General features: G+C 32.8%; 18 protein-coding genes, 2 pseudogenes and 1 riboswitch. Of the genes and pseudogenes, 8 read left to right on the plus strand and 12 right to left on the minus strand.

What is annotated here, in order from left to right; translation table 11 throughout:
• Positions 1–53 precede the first annotated feature (53 nt).
• Positions 54–1,274 carry a helix-turn-helix domain-containing protein gene (locus tag COE53_RS14055; RefSeq protein ID WP_025568692.1) on the plus strand — a complete coding sequence of 407 codons (1,221 nt, stop codon included), beginning with the start codon at positions 54–56 and terminating at the stop codon, positions 1,272–1,274.
• Positions 1,275–1,326: 52 nt separating this feature from the next.
• Here COE53_RS14055 and COE53_RS14060 read toward each other — a convergent pair whose 3' ends face one another.
• The 6 genes from COE53_RS14060 to COE53_RS14085 form a co-directional block, all read right to left on the minus strand.
• Positions 1,327–2,106, minus strand: coding sequence for a M15 family metallopeptidase (locus COE53_RS14060; RefSeq protein ID WP_069032792.1), 780 nt, complete (start codon positions 2,104–2,106; stop codon positions 1,327–1,329).
• Positions 2,107–2,781: 675 nt separating this feature from the next.
• Complete coding sequence (locus tag COE53_RS14065) at positions 2,782–4,356, minus strand: SagB family peptide dehydrogenase (protein WP_025568690.1); 1,575 nt, start codon at positions 4,354–4,356, stop codon at positions 2,782–2,784.
• 25 nt (positions 4,357–4,381) lie between these two features.
• Positions 4,382–6,325, minus strand: a complete 1,944-nt coding sequence (locus COE53_RS14070) for a TOMM precursor leader peptide-binding protein (protein WP_098948301.1) — start codon at positions 6,323–6,325, stop codon at positions 4,382–4,384.
• Positions 6,322–8,268, minus strand: coding sequence for a putative thiazole-containing bacteriocin maturation protein (locus tag COE53_RS14075; protein WP_098948302.1), 1,947 nt, complete (start codon positions 8,266–8,268; stop codon positions 6,322–6,324). Before COE53_RS14075 ends, COE53_RS14070 begins: the two co-directional genes overlap by 4 nt.
• Positions 8,269–8,443: 175 nt before the next feature.
• Positions 8,444–8,671 carry a heterocycloanthracin/sonorensin family bacteriocin gene (locus tag COE53_RS14080; protein WP_025568686.1) on the minus strand — a complete coding sequence of 76 codons (228 nt, stop codon included), beginning with the start codon at positions 8,669–8,671 and terminating at the stop codon, positions 8,444–8,446.
• A 280-nt stretch (positions 8,672–8,951) separates the two neighbouring features.
• Positions 8,952–9,434, minus strand: a complete 483-nt coding sequence (locus COE53_RS14085) for a hypothetical protein (RefSeq protein ID WP_025568685.1) — start codon at positions 9,432–9,434, stop codon at positions 8,952–8,954.
• Between the two features lie 386 nt (positions 9,435–9,820).
• On the opposite strand from COE53_RS14085, the gene COE53_RS14090 reads away from it, so the two are divergent.
• The 3 genes from COE53_RS14090 to COE53_RS14100 all read left to right on the plus strand — a co-directional run bounded on the left by COE53_RS14090 (position 9,821) and on the right by COE53_RS14100 (position 12,720).
• The gene (locus tag COE53_RS14090; RefSeq protein WP_098948303.1) at positions 9,821–11,254 is read left to right on the plus strand and encodes a BglG family transcription antiterminator; all 1,434 of its coding nucleotides are present in this window, start codon (positions 9,821–9,823) and stop codon (positions 11,252–11,254) included.
• Between the two features lie 34 nt (positions 11,255–11,288).
• Positions 11,289–11,855 (plus strand): HD-GYP domain-containing protein, encoded by a 567-nt coding sequence (locus COE53_RS14095; RefSeq protein WP_025568683.1) that lies wholly within the window; start codon positions 11,289–11,291, stop codon positions 11,853–11,855.
• A 73-nt stretch (positions 11,856–11,928) separates the two neighbouring features.
• Positions 11,929–12,030: riboswitch (purine riboswitch) on the plus strand.
• A gap of 102 nt (positions 12,031–12,132) precedes the next feature.
• Positions 12,133–12,720 (plus strand): xanthine phosphoribosyltransferase, encoded by a 588-nt coding sequence (locus COE53_RS14100; RefSeq protein ID WP_025568682.1) that lies wholly within the window; start codon positions 12,133–12,135, stop codon positions 12,718–12,720.
• Between the two features lie 58 nt (positions 12,721–12,778).
• Here COE53_RS14100 and COE53_RS14105 read toward each other — a convergent pair.
• Positions 12,779–13,135: pseudogene (locus tag COE53_RS14105) on the minus strand (iron chelate uptake ABC transporter family permease subunit); the annotation flags it as partial.
• Positions 13,126–13,383: pseudogene (locus COE53_RS14110) on the minus strand (ATP-binding cassette domain-containing protein); the annotation flags it as partial. The pseudogenes COE53_RS14110 and COE53_RS14105, both read right to left, overlap by 10 nt.
• 202 nt (positions 13,384–13,585) lie before the next feature.
• Between COE53_RS14110 and COE53_RS14115 the strand changes: the two are divergent.
• Both COE53_RS14115 and COE53_RS14120 read left to right on the plus strand, forming a co-directional pair.
• Entirely contained in the window at positions 13,586–14,635 is a 1,050-nt protein-coding gene (locus COE53_RS14115) for an NAD(P)/FAD-dependent oxidoreductase (protein ID WP_069032720.1), read from the plus strand.
• A 68-nt stretch (positions 14,636–14,703) separates the two neighbouring features.
• Positions 14,704–15,366 carry an HAD family hydrolase gene (locus tag COE53_RS14120; RefSeq protein WP_025568677.1) on the plus strand — a complete coding sequence of 221 codons (663 nt, stop codon included), beginning with the start codon at positions 14,704–14,706 and terminating at the stop codon, positions 15,364–15,366.
• 176 nt (positions 15,367–15,542) lie between these two features.
• Here the strand turns inward: COE53_RS14120 and COE53_RS14125 are convergent, their stop codons facing one another.
• From COE53_RS14125 to COE53_RS14135, 3 genes are all read right to left on the minus strand, one after another.
• The gene (locus COE53_RS14125) at positions 15,543–16,937 is read right to left on the minus strand and encodes an amino acid permease (protein WP_069032718.1); all 1,395 of its coding nucleotides are present in this window, start codon (positions 16,935–16,937) and stop codon (positions 15,543–15,545) included.
• Positions 16,938–17,091: 154 nt separating this feature from the next.
• Positions 17,092–18,396: a 4-aminobutyrate--2-oxoglutarate transaminase gene (gene gabT / locus COE53_RS14130; RefSeq protein ID WP_069032717.1), complete on the minus strand. Its 1,305-nt coding sequence runs from the start codon at positions 18,394–18,396 to the stop codon at positions 17,092–17,094.
• 223 nt (positions 18,397–18,619) lie between these two features.
• Positions 18,620–20,041 carry an aldehyde dehydrogenase family protein gene (locus COE53_RS14135; RefSeq protein WP_098948304.1) on the minus strand — a complete coding sequence of 474 codons (1,422 nt, stop codon included), beginning with the start codon at positions 20,039–20,041 and terminating at the stop codon, positions 18,620–18,622.
• Positions 20,042–20,489: 448 nt separating this feature from the next.
• Here COE53_RS14135 and COE53_RS14140 point away from each other — a divergent pair, with 448 nt between their 5' ends.
• Positions 20,490–21,500: a LacI family DNA-binding transcriptional regulator gene (locus tag COE53_RS14140; protein ID WP_069032715.1), complete on the plus strand. Its 1,011-nt coding sequence runs from the start codon at positions 20,490–20,492 to the stop codon at positions 21,498–21,500.
• 181 nt (positions 21,501–21,681) lie between these two features.
• Here the strand turns inward: COE53_RS14140 and COE53_RS14145 are convergent, their stop codons facing one another.
• A complete protein-coding gene (locus COE53_RS14145; protein WP_069032714.1) occupies positions 21,682–22,227 on the minus strand; it encodes a hypothetical protein in 546 nt (181 codons plus the stop codon).
• Positions 22,228–22,539: 312 nt separating this feature from the next.
• On the opposite strand from COE53_RS14145, the gene COE53_RS14150 reads away from it, so the two are divergent.
• Entirely contained in the window at positions 22,540–22,890 is a 351-nt protein-coding gene (locus COE53_RS14150) for a hypothetical protein (protein ID WP_069032713.1), read from the plus strand.
• Positions 22,891–23,336 lie beyond the last annotated feature (446 nt).

Below are 23,336 nucleotides of genomic sequence, written 5' to 3' on the forward strand. Positions count from 1 at the left end.
TTTCTACTGCTCAAACTATTAATATAAAGGTTTACAAAAGGGAGAAATTTGTTATGTATGAGGGGAAAATCATAAAATATTATCGAGAAAAATCTCAGATGACACAGGAACAGTTAGGGAAAGGAATTTGTTCTAGTACGCATATTAGTAAAATAGAAAGATCTCAAACAGAATATGCAAATGAAATTATAGCCCTACTATCGGTTCGACTTGGAATAAAAATCGAAAATGAGATTTTAAAATTAAAAAATATTAAGATGCGTATAAATAGTTGGCAGCAGTCTATTGCAATGCAGCTAATTGACGAAATAGAAGAAATCAACTTAGAACTTGAGCAAGAAGAGTTAATTCAAATTTCAAATTATGTTAATCAATATAAATTACTTCGCATCAGATATTTATTAATGAAGAATTTAATGAATGAAGCAAAAGAACTCATTAATGAAATAAAAAAAATAAAGCACAAATTATCGCCTTATGAAGTAAATCTTTTTAGACATGTTCAAGGTATTTATCACTTAACGAATCATGAACCTTTACTTGCCATTCAAGTTTTAAAGAAAATTAATAATGAAGAATATGCAAATGAGGAATATTATTATCACTTAGCTTCTGCTTACCATTCTAACGATTTACCTGTTATGGCTTACTTTTATGCTGATAAAGCCCGACAGTATTTCAAAAGTATTAATTCTTATCTTCGGGTTATCGACTCCGAAATGCTTATGCTTATACAAATTAAGGATAATGAAGAATTTTCAGAGACGATTAAAAGATTTGAAAACTTAATCCAAAGCTGCGAAATTTGTAGATCATCAGACCGAAAAGCAAGGGTATATCATAATTTAGCCTTTGAATATTATCGAAGAAAAAATTATGAGTTAGCAAAAAAATACTATTTTGAGTCTATGAAATTGAAGGATACCAATTCTATACCATATTTACTTTCCCTAGAAGGCTATATACGAAGTTCCTATTTTGGAGAACTATTACCTAAAGGCGAATTACTACAGTATGTAGGTAAAGGATTTGATATTGCTTCCAAAAAAAATGACAAACTTTTTATCAATTTATTCATCTTATTAGACTTTTTAATCTTAGAAAAAGAACAAGAATACCACCAATTTTTGGCGGAGCATTCATTACCATTTTTTAAAAAACTAGGATTCGCTTATCTAATCAATCATTCGGAAAAAGAATTGTTTAACTATTATTTTAAACGCAAACAAACCCGTAAAGCACTAGGTATGGCAAATACTTTAATCAATCAGTAATAGATAGTAAAAGGCATGTCTCATATTAATGGGACATGCCTTTTTGTTATTATTATTTTTTAGCTGGCATCGCTTCTTCAAGTGCAAGATGATTCGTATATAAATAAGTAGCGTAATCTTTACCAACATATCGAATATGCCATGGTTCATAGTGATATTTTGTTATATCTACTTTATCTTCTGGGTAACGAATAATAAAGCCGTATTCATGTGCATGCTCTGCTAGCCATGTTCCTTCAGGTGTTTTGGCAAAACCTACTTCTAAAGCATTACCAAATGCCGGTGATGAAACATCTATCGCTAGTCCAGTTTGATGTTCACTCGTTCCTGGGTATGCACTGAATGCCTTAGTCCACGCCTCACCGTGTACAGAAATATAATTATTGTATAAAGCAACTTGTCGATCATACGAACGGTATCCAGAAATTGCTGTTAATGTATAGCCATCCGCAGCTGCACCAGCAAATAACTTCTCTAATGCATGTCCAGCTTCACTTCTCATTCTAGTTTTTTCTTTTACTGCCCCATTTAGTGGTATTGATGGATAGATAAGATCGTTAGGTTCATAACCATCTGGTAACTTTCGATCTTTATTAACTAAAACTAAATTTGAATCAACGTTTAACACTTCTAATAATCCAGATTCGTCTTCTTTTGTAGTTTTATAATAATCTGGAAAATTTAGTACAATGTCATTTTTAACCTTAGCATCCTTTTTAATCACAATCGTTTTAGGTTCTTTGTTTTGTTCATAAAGAGTACCTGCAACTCCAGCTACTAAAACTAAGGAAATTGCGATCCCTATAATTGGTTTTTTTCTACGATTTTTCATAGCTCTGGACAATGGTTTTCTCCTCCTATAATTTCTATACCTTTTATCGTTTTTTTAATTGTTTGTTTGTCGTAAGTATTTGATAGATGATTAATAAAGTTATTTTTTATTCTAGTATCGTCACGAATTCTTTTAATCAAACTACTAATAATCAACGTTTAAGATTAAACAAAAGCTAACGAGAAAAATAGTTAAATTTGTTTTACTAAAAATAGACGATTTAATTATACAAAAAGTTTTATAATCTGACATTTTTTTTAATTATATGTTATGTTAATAAATAGTATTTAAAACAACTTTAAAGTTTTTTTAATATAATTTAATAAAGTATAATCTTTAGGAGAATATTCACTAAAAAGACTGATTCATCTAAGAATTTACACACTGAAGTATAAAATAATAAACCTTCTTTTCGGAAGGTTTTTTTATATTTAAATAACAACAAAATTAATTATACTATATAAATTTAAGTCAAAAGTACTATTCATTCTAATTTCCGAGACTTTTGTATGTCGAATAAATGTCGATTGAGTATTTAACCCATGCCACTATTGGGTTTTGTGGATTCAATTTGCTTAATTACACCGTCAAATAAATATGTTATAAACTGGAACAAAAAAAAACAAGAATACCCAGAAAGTATTCTTGTTTTTAATTTAAACTTTTTAAGTTTTATTAACTATGCAAATTTCCTTTTAACCAAGGCCGATTCCGATAATGACCTATTGGAATTTGAATTAAACTTGTTTTTCCTATTTCGTCTAATTGATATAGCTCATCGCATAATTTCACATTATATCCAAGTAGTGGATGCCCACCTAATCCTAATGCTGATGCAGCTATTAGTAAACGTTGAACCATTATGCCAGCTTCCATCTGTTGGATTCGATAGCCTCTATAACTATGAGTCGATTTTATATGCTCCATATTTCCCACTACATGTATACAAATTGGTACTTGGAATAAATTAACGGTATGGGCATTCATTCCATATTGGAGTTGCATACGATGATCGCCTAATTTAGTTTGTACTAGCGTATGGGTATGATCATCATAATAATAAGCACCATTGTTAATGCCTTCAACGTTATACAAACATAAATATAATTTTGGACGGTTATTATTATTTTTAAAGGATCCATCTAAATCATTTATATATGAGAAGGATGCTGTTGCCTCTTTCAGTAGTGTTGCTAGGTTTTTTTGACTAATAGGTCGAAAAACAAAGTCAAGTTCAGGTGAAAACCGTTCTTTACATATAGTAGCTAAATCATAAGATAGACGACCCACTTTAGGTAATATTATTCGATTCCTTTCATCTAAATCATCAACAGCTTCATCAACATTTCTAAATGTTTGAGTCGATTCAATCATCGATACTTTATTCAGTTTAATTAGCATCGGGAACTCTTTAATCTTTTTCGATTTTACTAAATATTTATGAGAAACTGTTTGAAGCTCTTTACTTAAATCGATAGAATTGTAATGTTTACTTTTTACATTACCTTTTGAAATTAAGGTAGATTCTTCATTAGAAAGTGGAATGACTCCATATACACTTTCCTCACGTTCGTTTATGCCGATTAAATGGTTGATCGCTTGATCTAGAAACTGGTAATATACTCCCGCTTTAAACCCAAATCGTTTTGCCATCTCTATAATCTGACCAATTAGCACACCGCAATCTAACCCTTGAAGGCGATATGAAAAGTTATTGTATTTAAAGAAATTTTTCCAAAACATTGTTGAAATAAAAATAGTACCAAAACACTTTGGAAGATCACATCTATTTCCTAAAGCTCTTGATACATAAGAATCAAAATTTCCTTCTCTTAATAATACTAAGCAATGTCTAGCAACATCATAATGATAAATCCCTGAAGAGATTTGGTCAGACTTAAGATATAAATATATTTCATTCGGATACAGTCCTCCACCAGAAGGGATGAATCTTCGGTTTGAAGACATCATATTAACCATTTCGTTGGAACCGGAAGTTATTGCTGTTTGAGCAACCTGTGCTACTCCATATACATACCATAGAAAGTAGCCTATTTCGTCTAAATTCGGCTCAATTAAGTCCCTTTTTTCTTTTAATGATAATGGAACGTTAAGAGAAAGTGGAATAGTAGGTAAATCTTTATAAAGCTTATAAGTTAGTGGGGCATCCTCCCAATCTACTTCCCAATCCGATTGATTTGTCTTTTCAATATCAAAATGAAGATTGTGTAGAAATGTTTGTAAACTCATCCAAAATGACCTCCTAGAACACCACTTATGGGAATGGGTGCGGATATGGATTGAGCTGCTCCGGCTTTAGCGGCTTCTTCGTATAGCCCAATTTAACAGGAACTTTTAACACTCGATCAAGTCCATTCAATCGTTTTAGATGATTGCCGAATGTCATAGGCAACATTCCTGGAATTAAGACTTTTACACAAGATAATCCATTTCTTTTGATTTCAGGAGTAGTTTGATCGACTACAATCACATCAAGATTTAATTGTTTAAATACTTGTAGAATATCCTTTAGATCATTCGTCAAATCCAGATGGTTTGTATCCCACTTAAATTCTTCTTCAAAAGTCTTTAATGGGCGGTTATCATCTAATAAAAACTTCAGACGTTCCTCTGCTTGACGCAACCCATATAACATTCCATGATCATCCATTTGTTTAACGAGATTATTGTCTAAAAGCATTTTCATATTTTTAGCATAATTTTCTTCAAACTTTTTATCTAATGTTAGCATCATTCCAGCTAATTCATGTACTGCGCTTTTAACTGCCCGAACCGGATCAAGATGAGCACCTGCTGCACAAATAAGATTTAAACCATGTTCTTTACGGTTTTTTGCAATGGCAACAATACTTGGAATTCCATTCTCCATCGTCGAATTAAATAAGTGAAGATCGTATCCGCCAACCAAACGCATGCGCTCAATCATTAAATCGAGTTCTTGGTCCTTAGCCGATTTTGGATCAAGTCGAGGAAGGGGCAACTGAGCATACCAAGTCATTAAGAATGAATCCCGTTCAACAATTTCCAAAATACCGTAGAATATAGCTTCTTCTAAACTGCCTCCTAATGCACATCCATTGGAAGTTTCATACACAAAACCGTGTCCACATCCTAGACTATAGTATGAAAGCAACTCTGGTACAAGAATAGGCTCTTCCTTCATAAATGAATAGCCCCATACCCAATCAATCTTCCGTTTAGGATTAAACTTCTTAAATGGAAAACGCGGCAGAGCATATTGCTCATTCGAATGAGTACCGACAATTTCAGGATTAATTGCATAATCTTTTACGTTATTATAACTATCATGTACGACCGTTTTTTTCCCTCTTGGAGTGAGGCCGCAATACCTTTCTAACCCTTCCAAAATGGCAGTTAATTCACTAGATTCATATGAAAGTGTACGTCCCGCTGTTCCTTCATCCCCTTGGAGTAACGGTAGGTTTACGACTACATCTGCAAATGGCGTGGTTAGATCAAATGCCTTTCCATTTAAAAATCCAGTCTTTTGACCTAAATAGTCATTAACTAACACTTTTTTTAATTCATCCATTGAGCGACTACGATAGCTAGTTGGAGAAACTTTCATACTAGGCTCAAGTGAGATAATAGCAGAATCAGAAGTATCGTCTTCTAATTCACCACAAATTGGACATAAAGGATTCGGTAAAAAAAAGTGATTAGAGCTCTTGAGTGTTTTCATATTTAGTAAAAAAATACGTTCCTCTAGACGAGTTTCTTTACCATTCATAAATTTTTCTACTTCAGCTGAAATTAAGTAAGCCATTTGTAAAAGTCCCGTTCTTGTACCCCATACATCATCCGATACTCCATCACCTTCTACTAACTGATAATCTATTTCTAGCATTTCTCTGCGCTCTCTACCAGCCATTAAACGTCTAAAATCTGCACACTTTATACATCCTTTTTGACCTGGATGTACTAAAGGTCCGATTACACCCTCCCCAAATGATACACAAGCACGTAACCATGGAACTGTTCCGATCCTTAACTTTTCATCTGCTTTTTCATAAATCTTAGGGTTCCATGCATCATCCAAAATAAGTATTAAACTAGTATCCTCGGAAATCTGAAACTCTAAATCTTTCTGTAGAACTACTTTATATTTGTTTAAAAGAATTTCGGATGTGTACTTACTTAATAATCCCTCTCCAAAAATGGTAACCGTTGAAATCAAGTTGAGCTCACCTCTCTTAACAAGACACCATAAACTCCCGCTAGTTCATCTACATTAATCGATTCAAGCATAAACTCCAATGTTTGTAATTCCATATTTTTCTGTTTTAAAATATCTATAGCCGCGATTAATAAATCAGTATGTTGAGCACGATTAGATTGAGAAATAATCATTTCGGGTATTTGCTTTTCTTCCACTATAACTAACGAACTTTGAATAGCTGTTGATGCAATTAATTGAATCTTATTTTGTGACTCCTTTAGAACTTGTTTTAGTGCATCTTGTAAGGCCATTGTTATATTTAATCCAACACTTCTATACCAGCCTTTTTCTGTACCAACCCAGACTACTGGAAAGCCACATATCTCTTTTCCTAATGCTATTTTTGGAGATTCATGTATTGTATTTAATGTTTGTAAATAAAATTGAGCACAATTATCTTCAATTTTTATCGCTTTAATTTCTTGAATATGATTTTTATGATCACTCGTTTGTTTATTAAGCTCTTCAGACAAATATTTTTGTAGTGCTCTACAAATACTTTCTGAAAAAGTTTGACCAGTAGCGATTGCGATGTATTCCCCAGGTTCAATACACTCTACAACATCAGACTCAGAATTCTTAATAAGTTGACTCGCTATTTGAGATACATACATTTCAACTCCAGTAAGTCCCGCCTCTCTTCGTGCTTCTTCATGAGTTAATTCAGTACAAATCGTACTCGTTAATAGTTTTACTGGACCTTCTGTCAGAGGATCTACTACTTGTATCCGACATTGAGCTAATGGAAGTTGATTTAATTCGCCCTCATCCCAAACGTGAAATAATCCAGTTTCTTGTGAATTGAACTGCCCTAAGTAAGTTATTAACTTACTTAGATCTCCTCTAGGTTTGTTTTGCTCTAACTTTTCCTCAAAATTATGAACTATTTTAGCTTTCGCTTTTCCAGTCACTAGTGGATGAGGTGAGAATGAGTGCCAACTGCCCTCTAACGTCTCTTGGTTAATAATATAAACCTGATTATTCTTTTCTGTTTCGCGTGACTTTGTAATATCCTTAAATAACTCGAACACCATTATATTTGCCAACATTGCTGATGTCATCAAAGACAATGGTTGGTTGGTTCCTTCTTCACAGAGTATGTTTTGATGCACACTTCTCCATGCCGACTCGAAGCAAGCTTCAGAACTTGATGTCACTAGTGGCCCGGCCATACAAATCTTTTGCGAAGAAATTGCTGGGATAAATCTCTTTTTCTCTCTTTTACAAATCTCATTGAGCATTTTAAGTTCATAAACATGATCATCTTCTGATACATACAAAATCGAATCAAAAGTAGAAACAATCTCTTGTAATGAAAGCTTCTTTCTCTTAATTAATTCAACTTCGACTTCATGATCTGTCCTACGTGCGTTGTCTACAATTTCTTTTATTCGTTTTTTATCTGTATTTTCAGTATTCGTTATTAAAAGATGGAATTTCGCTAACCCCGACTCTAATAATGCTGAAACTAGCGAAGTGACAATTGTTCCAGAACCAATTGCCAATATCTTGGATTGACGATAAGTTTGAAAACGATAGGAACCAGAATCCCCAAAACAATTTAAAAACTCAATTTGACTCGCATACTTATTTAGAATATCTTCAGATAATTGATGTGGATGATCCTTACTTATGTCTCGTGCAAAACCATTTTTATATAAAGTCTCACCAATTTCATAAACTCGATCTCGGTATTGGTCTGGCAAACCATTTGTTAAACTTCCTATTGAGTGTTCACCGTTAAACATAGGAAGTAACTTTTCGATCCACTGATAAACAGAAGCACCTTCCATACGAAATGAACTTAAATTATTCCTAAAATAGACACCTCCATTCGAATCAGGTACAAAAAAAGTATCTCGATTAACCTTTAGCCGTGTAGATGGATTCAATTTTGACATCCTTTTCAACCCCTTCGATCCAGTGAGTTGTACATTGAATAGCATAAATACTTTCTTCATAATCCTATGTATTTTATGTATTCCTTATGTCATAACATAACTAGTAAAACCCCTACATAAATTAAGTAGGGGTTTATTGTCTAAATGGACAAATAGTTTTTATGAAACATTACAATTAACGGTGACAGCGACCGCAGTGACCGCAGCCTCCGCAACGGAAACAGCCTCCACAGCCTCCACATCCAAAGCAACCTCCACATCCAAAGCAACTAAAAAAAGGGAAAATACCAAAGCACATACGTACATCTTGAGTTTGATACTGATTATAATCCCATGGAACTACTTGACTTGATTGAAACTGTCCAACGTTTAATTCTTGAAGCTCTCTTTGAAAATCATACATTTTTATAACCTCCGACATAAAATTTGAAAGCGAATAAAAACATAACGTACTTATAAAAAATAAATACGATTCCCTAATTTGAATCTACTAAAACGCAGACTCTCAACAACAAAATATGTCGAGTGCTTGGGCATTGTTACCGATTCAATTGCCCAATTTATTACTCATTAGTACAATTTTGAACTGATTGAAAGTGCAAAAAAACCTCACATCAAAAGTGAGGTTCTTTGTACGTCTTTCATTTTTTTCTATACTTTTTCATCATTAAAATCAGTATTCCTTAATCTTCATTAAGTTTAATGTTATTAAGGGGTGAATATGAAAATACATTCTTTTTAATTGCTTTTTTATTTCTCCTGATTTCTTTTCCAAAAATTAATTTCGCTGGCTTTATTTTAAGTACTTTGAATAGTATGAGGTATAGTAATAATAGAAAATCAAAAATGAAAAGTAAGTCCCCTATCATAAAAAACGAGAATATTGTATTGGAGATTTCTTCAGTTTGATCAAGAGTAGAAAATACAAACACAGCATATCTTTCATAAACCGTACAGATTAACAATATAAATCCAACCACTAATGAAGTAAAACTATAACCAATAGATCGTTCTCTTTTATTGAATTCTAAAAAGATTGGAAGTAAATATAGCAAAACAACAATAAAAATACTAAATAATAATCCTAATAAAGTAATTCGGCTATGTAACATAGACTGAACTAGCAAAAGTTTTCCTAGGATAAAAAAAAGTAACACGATCCCCATCAATTCCCTCCTCATCTCCCCATTTAGAGGAACAGCCATGATCACATCCGTTTACAAATTAAACGGATTCCTTTTCAAAATAAATTATAGCCTTGCTTATTAACGTTTCAAATACTCTTTTTTACCGTTTTGATAGGTAAAAACAGATAATATATAAAAATTCATGAGTAGATGTATGCCCTTCGGTAGATATAAGAAGATTGCAGATTAATAAATATTTATTACCGTTTTTAACGGTAAAAATAGTCATATGCATATTCATCATCTAAGTTTAAAATAATTTTGAAAACATTATCTCAACAACACTTTTTGTGATTGTTATCACAAAATTAGTTAGTTTATTTATGTTAGTAAAAATATTAATTTAGATCAAAGTAGGAGATGAGATGGATAAGGCGAGTATAAGAAGATTACACTTAATCGATATTTTAAGTAGTCAAGAAAAATGGTTCAAAACAGAGGAGCTTGCTAAAAATTTAAATTGCACTGAGAAAACAATTCGAACTGATATACAAATTATCAATTCCACATTCCCAGAAGGATGGCATATTGAAACGATAAAAGGAAAAGGTATTTATATAAATAATCCAATTAATTCATCGCTTGATCAAGTTCGTTCACTTTTTGTTAAGAATTCTTTATCGCTTCAGGTAATCATGTTTATTCTAATAAAAGAAATTGAACACATTAGTGATTTAGGAAAAGTCTTATATACGCATCACAATACTGTTTATAAAATTCTCGAACGAGTAGACAACTTATTGAAGTCGTATAATTTAATTTTGAAGCGTGCACCACTTGAAATTGTAGGTAATGAGTTTCAAAAAAGAATCTTATGCTGTGACGTATTGTATGGTCTATATTCCCATACTAATAAATGGCCTTATGATTCTCTATCGTTTTCTATTATAAAAAAAGTAGTGACAAAATCAGCAGAAAAAAATAATTTATTTTTATTTCCACCTACTCTAGATAAATATATTTATTATGTTGGTACGATGCTTCAAAGAATTGACCGAGATATACAATTGGATTTAAATCCTTCTAATAATATTAAGGATTCAAAGTTTTTTTCAGTTGCAACTGATATTTGCATACAGCTAGAAAATATTTATAAAGTATCAATTCCATTAAATGAACTAAACGCTCTTTCTATAATGATATCTGCATCCCCTTATTTTTCTAGCGATAATGAACCTCAAGATAAAATTATAAGTAGCTACCATAATAAATCAGAAAAACAATATATAGAATTACACGAGCTCGTTACGATGCTCGAAAAAAAGCTTAGTATAAAATTACATGATCATAATGATTTTATTCTCACTCTTCAAAAACAATTTAAAGCATTTTCCCTAGTTCTTTTTTTAAACGGTAGAATTGAACGATCTTCTCTCATTTCCGAATACGTTAAAAAGCGTTATCCAGAGTTATTTTATAAAGTAAAAACTGTATTTCACAATTGGTGCAATTACTTTTCATACCCAGAAGTAAATAATGAAGTAATTGCTAAAATCACATTAAATATTCAAGCAATCATCATTAAATTATCATTAGTGAAAAAAAGGGTACTACTGTTAAGTTCTGAAGGTTATGGTGTAAGACAGTATATAACAACTAAACTCATAAAAGAATTTAGAGATAAAATACAATTTGTTGAACTCCAAAACGGCGAACTGAGTCCTGAAACGATTAGTGAATTACGTTTGGACTTTATCATTGCTGATTTTCAAATTGATATCGAAATTGTTCCAATTGCGGTAATTAGTTCTACTCTTTCACAACGCGATATTAATCATATCGCCCATTTATTAAAATAAATTTTATTTTGAATAAGCATTCAAAGGTGATTTTATGATAAAAGAAAGGTCAACATTCGTCACAAATGAGCTAGTTGAACTATTAAGGCAGCTTGATCATGATACTTTTTTACACGGGATGCGTGTAGGTGAATTATCTTATAAATTCAGTAGATATTTAGATCTCACTTTACGTCAAACCAATCAATTACATTTTATTGGTTATGTACATGATATTGGTAAGCTAAAAATACCAAATTCAATTGTTACAAAAAGAGGTCCTCTTACTGATTTCGAGTGGAATCTAATGAAGAATCACACAATTTATGGGCATGATTTATTAAAAAATTTATCATATCATAATGATATTTTAAATGCTGTACGTTATCATCACGAAAATATTGATGGGACCGGCTATGAAGGCTTATATAGTAACGAAATTGATTTTAATTCGAAAATAATTAGAATAGTTGATAGTTTTGATGCATTAACCCATGATCGTTCTTATAGAAAAAAATGTTCAATTGAAATATCGTTAAAAAAAATTCAAAAACTAAGTGGTACCGTTTATGACCAGGATTTAATAAAGGAATTCACCAAGTTTATTTGTAAACTGTATTAAGTAGTATTCAATAATGCTAATAATTTACACCTATTAATTGCTAGACCAGAATCTATTAACATGTTATAGTTTCATTAAAATTATAAATTTCACTCGTATAATAGTGAGGATATGGCTCACAAGTTTCTACCGGTTAACCGTAAATTTACCGACTATGAGTGGTAACACATCAGACATTTTAGCTCTAGCGAATCAAAGACTCAAAATGTGTTACTTCACTCATTTTTACAGTGAAGTACATGTTTTGAGTTTTTTGTTTAGATTAAGGGGGATCATTATGGAATTATTACTAAAAAAAATTGAACAAGAAGGAATCGTTTTAGCAAATGATGTATTAAAAGTGGATGCTTTCTTAAATCATCAAATGGATCCTGTTTTAATGAAAGAAATTGGAGAAGAATTTGCGCGTTTATTTTCTGAAGAAAAAATAACAAAGGTAGTTACTATAGAATCTTCAGGTATCGGACCTGGGCTAATGACAGCACTTGCTTTAAATGTCCCTCTAGTTTTTGCACGTAAGAAAAAGTCGATCACAATGCAGCAAGATGTTTATACTGCTAAAGTATATTCATTTACAAAAAAAGAAGAAAATGAAATTTCAATTTCTCATAAATGGTTAGAAGAAGGCGATAAAGTTTTAATAATAGACGACTTCTTAGCAAACGGACAGGCAGCTCTTGGATTACTTTCAATCATGGAACAAGCGAAGGCAGAAACAATTGGATTTGGAATCGTAATTGAAAAATCATTCCAAGATGGCGGAAAGATTCTACGTGATCGTGGTTATCGAGTTGAATCTCTTGCTCGTATTCAATCTTTAAAAGACGGACAAATTAAATACTTCAATGAAGAATTAACTGTTTAAACATAAAAAAGACATTGTATGAACGATTTGAGTTGTTCACAATGTCTTTTTCTCTTAATTAAGCCTTTTTTAAAATTAAATATACAAAGTAAGGTCCACCGATTAAGGCTACTATAATCCCTGCTGGTATTCCTTCTGGATCGACTAAGTTTCTTCCGATTATGTCGGCAACTAATAGTAATAATCCACCAATTAATATTGCAATGGTTATATATAATTGATTTCTTGGGCCAACTAAACTCTTAGCAATATGTGGTGCCATTAATCCGATAAACGCAATTCCTCCTGTTACTGAAACAGCAGATGCTGCTAATGCAACTGCTGCTAACATTAAAACAATTCTTTCCTTTTCTAATGAGACCCCTACCCCGATTGCAACAGGCTCATTTAAATTAAGAAGGTTTAAGGTGTTTGAGGAAGAATCGCCATTTTTTTAGCTAGTATTTTAGTATTCTTTGAAGCAATGTTTTCTCCATCTAAAATAATCGTTCCGGATTGATGAGAGATTATTCTTGTAACCGCCTTCAAAAGAGTCGATTTACCGCAACCATTTGAACCGATGATTGTTGTAATTTGTTTATCCGGAATTTTTATATTAAGGTCTTTTACAAGAGAACGATCACCATAACCAATGGTCAATTCATTAGTATATAACCGAACCATAAACGGACCTCCATTCATTTAATATTCAAACCGTTAATGATAATGATAATTATTATCAATTAATGTTACTAGGTTAATATAAGTCCATTTACTAATATTGTCAATATTAATTTTTAGTGAAATCATTGAAAAATTCTCATAAATGGTTTATATTTTACTGAGAATGATAATCAATGACAGAATCTTCTGGAGTGAGAACATAATGAATATGAACGATCTTTATGATGTAACAGTAATCGGAGGAGGTCCTGCTGGACTTTACTCTGCCTTTTATAGTGGTTTACGAGAAATGAAAACAAAAATTATAGAATTTCAATCTGAATTAGGCGGTAAAGTTCATTGTTATCCTGAAAAGGTGATTTGGGATGTTGGAGGACAACCACCAATCCCTGGCGAGAGATTTATCGGACAAATTGTTCAGCAAGGATTAACGTTTGATCCGACTGTTGTGTTAAATGAAAAAGTAGACACAATCACTCGTGACGATAATGGCATTTTTGTTTTACATACAGCTTCAGGCCAAATACATTATTCTAAAACAGTTATTGTTGCAGTTGGAAGCGGTATATTAAACCCAACAAAACTTCAAATAGATGGTGCAGAAAGATTCGAGGTTTCAAATTTAAACTATACAGTAAAATCACTTAAACATTTCCAAAATAAAACTGTAATCGTTTCTGGTGGTGGTAACTCTGCAATTGATTGGGCTAATGAGTTAGAGCCAATTGCTAAGAAAGTTTATTTAACTTACCGAAAAGATGCACTAAAAGGTCATGAAGCACAAGTCTCCCAATTAATGAATAGTTCAGTTGAATGTCTTTTCAATACATCTATTACGAAACTAATTGCTGGTGAAAACCATGAAGAAATAGAAAAGGTTGAACTGACAAATAATGAAACTGGTGAAGTATCTCATTTGGCAATTGATGAAGTAATCATAAACCACGGTTATGAACAAGATACTTCTTTATTAAATAACAGTGAAATAAAAGTAGAAATGATTCAAGATTTCTATATTAAAGGGAATACAACGAGTGAAACTTCGATTGAAGGGATTTACGCAGCTGGAGATATTCTTATGCATGAAGGAAAGTTGCAATTAATTGCTGGTGCATTTCAAGATGCCGCAAATGCTGTTAATAAAGCGAAGCAATATATTCAACCAGAAGCTAGTGGATCAGCAATGGTTTCATCTCATAATGAGGTATTTAAACAACGAAATCGTGATTTAATTAAACAGATGATGAACTAAAAAACAACATCTCTTTTTTCATGTTAAACTATAGGAAACTTATGTAGATTAGACTGAGAGTGGTTTATATGAATTTAAAGTATAAATGTATCATTTTAGATCATGATGATACTGCCGTAATGAGTACACCTGAAATTCACTATCCATCCTTTGTAGAAGCAATTAAAAAACTTCGTCCAAATGATGAACCTATTTCTTTTGAAGAGTTTGTTGGATATTGCTTTGAACCTGGGTTTCATTCTTTATGTACAGACATAATGAAATTCAATGAAGCTGAAATGATCGTTCAACAAGAAATTTGGCAAAGCTATACTTCATCCTCAATCCCCGACTTTTACGAGAAATTTCCTGAAACAATAAAGGGTTTTAAAGATCGGGGCGGTATTATAACCGTAGTATCTCATTCTGAGAGAAGCAGAATTGAACGAGATTACTTGCAGCACTGCGGTTTTATCCCAGATGCAGTCTTTGGATGGGAACTGCCTGAGCATCAAAGAAAACCATTTCCTTATCCGATTAAAGAAATATTGAGACGTTTTAACTTAAAAGAATCAGACGCATTGATGTTAGATGACCTTAAGCCAGGTTTGGAAATGGCTAAATCCTGTCACGTAGACTTCGCAGCTGCAGGTTGGTCACATGCCATTCCTGAAATTAAACAACAAATGAAAAATGAATCAAAGTTTTATTTTGAAACGATAGATGAATTTAGCAAATTTTTACTAGGTTAAAGCAAAAAATAAACTACTCTAAAAAAAGACGCATCATTTTTAATATTGTTGTGTTAGTTTTAAGGAAATTTCCATAAAAAAGAAGACCGTCAATACACGGTCTTCTTTTTTAATTTTCTAATGCAATTAATTAGAAGCGCTTTCATATCAATTACAATTTTTGTTTCTTTTTATCATCAACTAGGTATATTAGTCCGCCTGCTGTTTGTATCAACTTCTTCTTTTTTTCCAATTTTAAAAATAAAGAAGGAAGAAATCACTAAAACTGTAATTAATGAAGTTAAATAGAACTGAGAGCGAAGATCATCCATAAAGTACATCGAAAAATAGATGACGATCATCGCTAGTATAGTAATGTAAGTAACATATGGGAAACCCCACATTTTTAATCGTAACACTTTTCCCGTTTTCTCAGCTTGTCTTCGCTTTATTACATGCGATACTGCAATAACAATATACACTAGAAGCGCAATTGAACCTGATGCATTCAAGAGAAATGAAAAGAGTTTATCAGGTGAAATAAAGTTAAAAATTGCAGCTAAGAAGGCGAAAGCTGAACTTGCCCATACTGCCCAATACGGTGATCCACCTTTATTTACTTTTGTAAAGATTCTCGGAGCACTTCCTTGCTGCGCCAAAGAATAAAGCATTCTAGAATTCGTATAAAGTGCTGAATTCAAACAAGAGAGTACTGAAAAAAGTACAACCACCTTCATGATTGTTCCAGCTCCTGGAATCCCTAAATTGTTTAGCAACGTTACATATGGGCTACTTAATGATTTTGCATCGTCCCAAGGCATTAATAAAACTAAAATAGATACTGACCCAATGTAGAACAATGCTACACGCCAAACAACAGTATTAATGGCAGTAACAACAGATTTTTGAGGATCTTTTGATTCACCAGCAGCAATTGCTGCAATTTCAGACCCAAAGAAAGCAAACATAACTGTCATAAAACCACCTAATATTGCGCTTATACCTTTCGGAAAAAATCCGCCATGCTGTGTTAAATTTGATAATCCCGGAGACTGAATCGTAGGGATTAATTTGAATAAAATTGCAAGACCTAATATCATAAACGCTGAGATCGCCACTACCTTTGTAATGGCAAACCAATATTCAAACTCTCCAAATGTTTTCACTGATAAAATATTGGTAAGTGTAAGTACAAATGTAAGAATTAAAGCCCATCCCCATAATGGGATACTTGGGAACCATGAATTCATTATATTTGCACCTGCAATCGCTTCAATTGCAATTGTAATTAACCAGAAAAACCAATACAACCAACCAATCGTGTATCCTGCCCAAGGGCCAATCGACTCTTTTGCATACGTTGAAAACGAACCACTTACTGGGTTCTCAGCAGCCATTTCTCCTAACATTCTCATAAGGAGTGCAACTAATAATCCCGCTATTACATAAGCAACAATTGCTGAAGGACCCGCACTATGAATAACATTCCCACTACCTACGAATAAACCTGCCCCTATAATTCCACCAATTGAAATCATTTGAATATGACGGTGTTTTAGATTTTGTTGTAAACCATTGTGTTGTTTCTCCATATTCACCCTATCCTTTTTTTCGTTAATATAAAAATATTTATAAAAACCTTGCAGTAAAAGACTCGAGCAAGTCCTATTAATCTACACATTTGGACGTTACTTTTAAAAAGTTTTGAACAGATGAAAATCTTTAAATGATCAGTTTCAACAAAATTTAGCAGTTAGATAATACGTTTTCTAGAATAGCAAGACCTTCGTTTAACTCATTTTCTGTAATCACTAGTGGACTTAAAAAGCGAATAATATTTCCATCTAAACCTGCAGTAAGTAATAAAAGCCCAGCTTCATTTGCAGCTTTTGCAATTTTTGTAGTAAGATCTTTATTCGGTGTTTTTAATTTTTGATCCGTTACAATCTCTACTGCACACATTGCTCCTAGACGACGGAATTCTCCAATGAAGTTATACTCTAATTGCCACTTTCTCACACGGCTTTCAAGTACCTCTCCAATCCATTCTGCTTTTTCACACAATTTTTCTTCTTCAATGACTTCTAAAACTGCCAATGCGGCTTCACACGCAAGTGGATTTCCACAATAGGTTCCACCTAATTCACCCGGATCAGCTATATCCATTATTTCTGCTTTTCCAATAACAGCACTTAGTGGCATACCACCTGCGATAGATTTAGAAGCTGTCATTAGATCAGCTGCAACTTCGAAATGCTCCATCGCAAATAATTTTCCTGTTCTTGCGAATCCAGTTTGAATTTCATCTGCCACCATTACAATGCCATGTTTTGAACAAAATTCACGAACGTGTTTTACAAATGATTTTGGAGGTATTACAAATCCACCTTCTCCTTGAATCGGCTCCATGACAATACATGCTACAGTCTCGGGTGCTACAGTTGCTATAAAAAATTGATTAAACTGTGCAATAACATCTGCTTCGTATTGCTCATCAGTCATACCGTCTGGCTTACGGTACATATATGGATATGGTGCTTGATAAACTTCAGGTGCAAAAGGACCAAAACCAAGTTTATATGGTTTTACTTTGCTCGTCATTGTCATCGTCATTAAAGTACGTCCGTGAAATCCACGAGTAAATGTGACAACTGCTTGGCGTTTTGTATATTTCCTTGCGATTTTCACGGCATTCTCTACTGCTTCAGCACCACTGTTTAATAAAATAGCTTTTTTTGCAAAATCTCCTGGAGTTGCTTCACACAATCTTTCACAAATTTCAATGTATGACGGATACATAACGACATTGAAGCCAGGATGAATGATTTTTTCTGCTTGTTCTTGTATGGCTGCTACTACTTTTGGGTGTGAATGCCCTACGTTAATGGTTCCTATAGCTGCACCGAAGTCAATAAACTTATTACCTTCTAAATCATATAATGTAGCTCCCTTGCCTTTTACAGCAACTGCTCGATTTCCATTGCTAACGCCTTTTACAACGTATTTATCTCGCTTTTCTTGCCATTCTTTTGTGGATAGTTGCTTAATCATTATTTGATTCCTCCGTTTTTATAAAAATTTTTCTACGATGTTTGTTTTTAATCACTGAATTAATTACGAGCTAATCATAGTAATATGTATAACTTCCTATATGCTCTTTTCAACTTCCAGTATGAGAAACCTATAAACAGTTAAAAACGTGTACCGTCTAAAAAACCGATAAAGCTAAACGGTACACATAAAAATGAAAACAATTTTAAATGATGTCTAAAATTTATCCTTTGTGCCAAATAACGAGTTTCATTTCCGTCATCTCTTCAATTGCATACTTCAATCCTTCACGTCCTGTACCACTTTCTTTTACGCCTCCATATGGCATTTGATCAACACGGAACGTAGGTACATCATTAATAACTACGCCTCCTACATGCAGATCGTCTGCTGCTTTTAGTGCATTAACAACACTATTAGTGTAAATTCCAGCTTGCAGTCCATATCGGGAATCATTTACAGCATCAATTGCTTCTTCAACCGAAGATACTTTACAAATTGAAACAATTGGAGCAAAAACTTCGTTACATGATACTTTCATGTTATTTGTTACATCTAAAATAACTGTAGGTTCAAGAATATTCCCTACCGTTTTGCCACCTGTTGCAATAGTCGCACCCTGCGCTTTTGCTTCTTCGATCCAGCTTAAAGCACGGTCCAAGTCATTCGATGAAATAAGAGATGAAACATAAGTTTCAGGATCTAAAGGATCACCTAGTTTGAGTTCGCTAGCACTTTTTGCAAACTGCGAAACAAATTCATCATAGATTTTTTCGTGTACATATATACGTTGTAAAGAGATGCAGACTTGCCCTTGGTTTGAAAATGCGCCCATTAAGCAGCGATCAATAGCCTTTGTTACATCAATATCCTCATCAATGATTAATGCCGCATTTGATCCTAGTTCAAGTGTTGTTTTCTTAAGCCCCGCTTTTGCTCGAAGTGCAATTCCAACTGAGGAACTTCCTGTAAAAGTCACCATACTAACTAGATCACTTTCTACAATGGCGTCACCTACAACTCTTCCTGGTCCTGTAACAACATTTAATACGCCATCCGGTAGACCAGCTTTTTTGAACAAATCTGCTATATAAAATGCAGAAAGTGGTGTTTGTGAAGCTGGCTTTAATACCACGGTATTCCCTGCAGCAATAGCTGGTCCCACTTTATGCGCCACTAAATTCATCGGAAAATTAAATGGAGTAATTGCACCAATAACTCCAATTGGATTACGAATGGTGTAGCCTATTTTTCCAACTCCACCAACCGCCGCATCAAAAGGAATTGTTTCTCCATGAATTCGTTTTGCTTCCTCTGATGCAAATTTGTATGTTTCAATCGTTCTTATTACTTCTGCTTTGGCGAAAATCAGTGGTTTAGCCGACTCGAGAGAAATTACCTTAGCAGCTTCTTCTAAATTTTCTTCAAGAAGTTGCGAAACTTTCTCTAAAATTGCTGCTCGTTGATGAGCAGGCATTTTGGCCATTACTTCTTTAGAATCATAAGCAACTTGAATTGCATTCTGAGTTTGTAGTTTATTCGCAATAGCAATATCTGCAATTTTTTCTTGTGAATAAGGAGAAAGCAAATCTGAATAATTTTCTGTTTCCACATCTTGTCCGTTAATCCAAATATTCTTTTTCATGTTTCCCTCCATAACTTATGAATACGTATTAATAATAAGCTTCATTTTTAATAATTGTCAAACAATTTTTATTTTTTAGCATTTTATAAATATTTAATTAACATCTATAAAACCTCTCTATATTCTCTAACAAGTTGTGCTTAATGGTGGTTATATGTTGGATCTAGTAAGTTATTATAAAAATTTATCAACAAGTATCTAAACTACGTAATTATTACACACTTATTCAAATTCCTATGAATACGTATACAAAAATTTCGTTAATTTGCACAAAACTTCTAATCTAATTCGATTTTATTTGTTATAATATAAATAGTCACTTGAAAATTCCAAAAATTATGTTGTTTTGGGAGTAACAAGATTTAGAACATCTGCCGTATTCATTGTTTTTTTAATTATTTAACTATTATTTTTAAATTTTATATTATATGAACTTGGAGTGATTTATTTGGTTTCTTCACACGATGTTGCGAGGCTAGCCGGCGTCTCTCAAGCTACTGTTTCTCGTGTATTAAATGGGTCTAAAAATATTAGACAATCAACAGTAGAAAAAGTAGAGAGAGCCATTAAAGAATTAAACTATCATCCGAATTTGAATGCTAGAAATCTCGTAAAAAAGAAAACCAATATGATTGCGTTAATCACAGGACATACTCATGATCCTTTTTACGAAGAATCTACTCGGGGAATTGTATCGATTGCGGCAAAAAAAGGATATAACGTACTCGTATTTTTCAATAAAATAGATAACGATAATATGCTTTATAACCAAGTACTAAGCGCCCCTGTTGATGGAATCATAATGTCTTCTATTTTAATGAATGATTCTATTTTTCCCGTTTTAGAAAGTTTGGAAGGCAAACCGTATGTGACCTTCAATCGGAAGCATTCGTGTGGGACAAACTATTTTGAGATTGATAACGTAAAAGCCGGCGAACTAATAACAAATCATATGATCGAATTAGGTCATAAAAATCTAGCGTATATAGGTGGCCCGCTACAAGCATCTACTTTTCACGGTCGTTTAGAAGGGTTTAAAAAAGAGGCTAATAGACAAAAAATAGCAGTTCGTGATGATTGGATAAAAACGACCGATACAACTATAGAATCCATCGTCCAAGCCTGTAAGGAGTTATTTTCAGGTATTGAATTTCCAACAGCCATAGTCGCTGCGACGGATGCTATTGCATTAATTTGCTTAGATTTCCTACTTAATAAAGGCTTTAAAATACCGGAAGATATCAGCATTGGTGCAATTGATAATATCGAGTTTTCTGCCCATGCATCTATTCAATTAACAACAGTGGGAACTCATTTAAGTCAGTCTCTAGGAAATCTGGCTATGGAACATCTAATTAATTTGATTGAAAATAAAAACAAACAATTAAATTCCGTAACAACTACAATCACACCTCATTTAATTGTTCGACGATCTACTGGAAACCCTAGAATAAAATAGATTTTAAATTTAAAACTATTTTAACAAGTAAATTGAGACGTGTATAACTCACGTCTCCTGTTTCCGCTCCATACTATTACGATAAAACAAAAAGGATTGTCCCCTGTTCAGTACAGAGTCCAATCCTCTTTAGCAGTATAAAACTATTTGTCTAACTTTTTCGCTTCACTTTAAATGTGCTTTACTTCCACACCGTCATATACTTTTTTCGATATTTTAGATCCTCTTCTGTTCCAATCAATTCTAAAGCCTTTTGTTTAATCTCTTCATTCTTAACCGCGTCATAAAGGTTTCTCATACATTGAATAATATCGTATCGAATTAATGTATAGTTCTTCTCTTCTTTGCAATTTAAATAACGATTTTCTAGATGTTCAAGGACGATTGCTCGTTGTTCTGGACCAGCTAAGCCTACTCTCCATATTGACTGTAAAGTGTGTCTTGCGGTAACGAATTTTGGATCATATGTAACTTGCCAAATTTCTGGAAAATCATTTAGCATTCTCTTCTCTGGATCGCTGATCGCTAAATTTGAGAGAAATTGTGCAGCTCTTGACCTTTTGTGATTTCCTTTATGCGTTAGATCCGATTTTAATCGATCCCATACTTCATATGACCAATCCACTTTCTCTTTTGTAACGGAAATAATGTAGTTAAAGGCTTCGAATTGCAAATTCTTGTCTGTTGATTCAAGGTTTTCGAAATAAGTTTGTACTTGTTGATCCATATACGTACCTCTTTGAGAATAGTAAATAATTCTTTTATCTAGATGATATCATTCCCTAGCATTTACTTGCTATGAAAAAAAATTATCTTATCGTTTAATTTTTTACGATTTTTACTAATACTAAGCATACCCATTATAAGTCAGTATACTTAAAATCACGATAATTGTTGCATTATCTATTTAATTAAACGTTTGTTTAGTTTTTAAAATAAGTGGTTTGGGTAAAAAGTACAACGATATATTAATAATTAAATTAAACTAAATGAACGATTTTCAATCCCGGATCGTATAAGAATTAAGGAGGGATTTTTTATGAAAACAATATTATTTGAAGAACACAAATTAATTATTACACTTTCTAGTTTCGAAACAATATTAGGGTTAAAACATTCAATAGAAGTTCCGTATAGTGATATCAGTGATGTTTCTCTTGAGGACATACATGAATTTCTTTGGAAAATATACGGTACACACTTAGGCGCATCTAAATATGGACATTTTAAAAAAGACGGAGTGAATTATTTTATTGCTACAAGTACTAATAAGGGAAATTTAGTTTTAACTTTAAATAACCACAAATACGATAAAATCATTTTAGAACTAGATCACGTTGATGATGTTTTACAGCAAATACAAAATACGTTACGTACTTATGTTAAATAACTTAAATAAGACTGTCTTTAAAGGACAGTCTTATTTAAGTGTGTTGAAATATAAAATGATCAATACGGAAAACGGGCATCAAATTGAACTTTATGATGACATTTTCATTTTTCGGATGATTTATTAATGGTTTTTAAATGTTAATATTTTGAGCAATTTCATGATTCCAATAAACACTAGTCATGATTTTTTTCAGAAGTTAAAAATATTATGTGCTAATTTTTAGAAAAACAAATTCAGTTAATTTGTTTAATTAAAGTTCGATATTAGTTGACCTACAACCTTATTAATACACAACATTAGGATACTCTAAGTAAAGGCTATTTGATTAGGATTTATTGCAGACTTTTTTTGATGATTAAGTTGATTGGAGCGGAGGGGTGCTCGACTCCTATGGGTTTAGCGGGAAGGCTAAAGACCCCCCAGGCTTGCCGAGGAGGCTGAAG

It is taken from the genome of Bacillus sp. AFS029533, from assembly GCF_002585125.1.
GTDB classification, from domain to species: domain Bacteria; phylum Bacillota; class Bacilli; order Bacillales; family Bacillaceae_G; genus Gottfriedia; species Gottfriedia luciferensis_B.

Excerpts from the sequence above, each read along its gene's own strand:
- COE53_RS14055 (WP_025568692.1), top strand. The coding sequence starts at position 54 with ATGTATGAGGGGAAAATCATAAAATATTATCGAGAAAAATCTCAGATG.
- COE53_RS14060 (WP_069032792.1), bottom strand. The coding sequence starts at position 2,106 with ATGAAAAATCGTAGAAAAAAACCAATTATAGGGATCGCAATTTCCTTA.
- COE53_RS14065 (WP_025568690.1), bottom strand. The coding sequence starts at position 4,356 with ATGAGTTTACAAACATTTCTACACAATCTTCATTTTGATATTGAAAAG.
- COE53_RS14075 (WP_098948302.1), bottom strand. The coding sequence starts at position 8,268 with ATGTCAAAATTGAATCCATCTACACGGCTAAAGGTTAATCGAGATACT.
- COE53_RS14080 (WP_025568686.1), bottom strand. The coding sequence starts at position 8,671 with ATGTATGATTTTCAAAGAGAGCTTCAAGAATTAAACGTTGGACAGTTT.
- COE53_RS14085 (WP_025568685.1), bottom strand. The coding sequence starts at position 9,434 with ATGGGGATCGTGTTACTTTTTTTTATCCTAGGAAAACTTTTGCTAGTT.
- COE53_RS14090 (WP_098948303.1), top strand. The coding sequence starts at position 9,821 with ATGGATAAGGCGAGTATAAGAAGATTACACTTAATCGATATTTTAAGT.
- COE53_RS14095 (WP_025568683.1), top strand. The coding sequence starts at position 11,289 with ATGATAAAAGAAAGGTCAACATTCGTCACAAATGAGCTAGTTGAACTA.
- COE53_RS14100 (WP_025568682.1), top strand. The coding sequence starts at position 12,133 with ATGGAATTATTACTAAAAAAAATTGAACAAGAAGGAATCGTTTTAGCA.
- COE53_RS14115 (WP_069032720.1), top strand. The coding sequence starts at position 13,586 with ATGAATATGAACGATCTTTATGATGTAACAGTAATCGGAGGAGGTCCT.
- COE53_RS14120 (WP_025568677.1), top strand. The coding sequence starts at position 14,704 with ATGAATTTAAAGTATAAATGTATCATTTTAGATCATGATGATACTGCC.
- COE53_RS14125 (WP_069032718.1), bottom strand. The coding sequence starts at position 16,937 with ATGGAGAAACAACACAATGGTTTACAACAAAATCTAAAACACCGTCAT.
- gabT (WP_069032717.1), bottom strand. The coding sequence starts at position 18,396 with ATGATTAAGCAACTATCCACAAAAGAATGGCAAGAAAAGCGAGATAAA.
- COE53_RS14135 (WP_098948304.1), bottom strand. The coding sequence starts at position 20,041 with ATGAAAAAGAATATTTGGATTAACGGACAAGATGTGGAAACAGAAAAT.
- COE53_RS14145 (WP_069032714.1), bottom strand. The coding sequence starts at position 22,227 with ATGGATCAACAAGTACAAACTTATTTCGAAAACCTTGAATCAACAGAC.
- COE53_RS14150 (WP_069032713.1), top strand. The coding sequence starts at position 22,540 with ATGAAAACAATATTATTTGAAGAACACAAATTAATTATTACACTTTCT.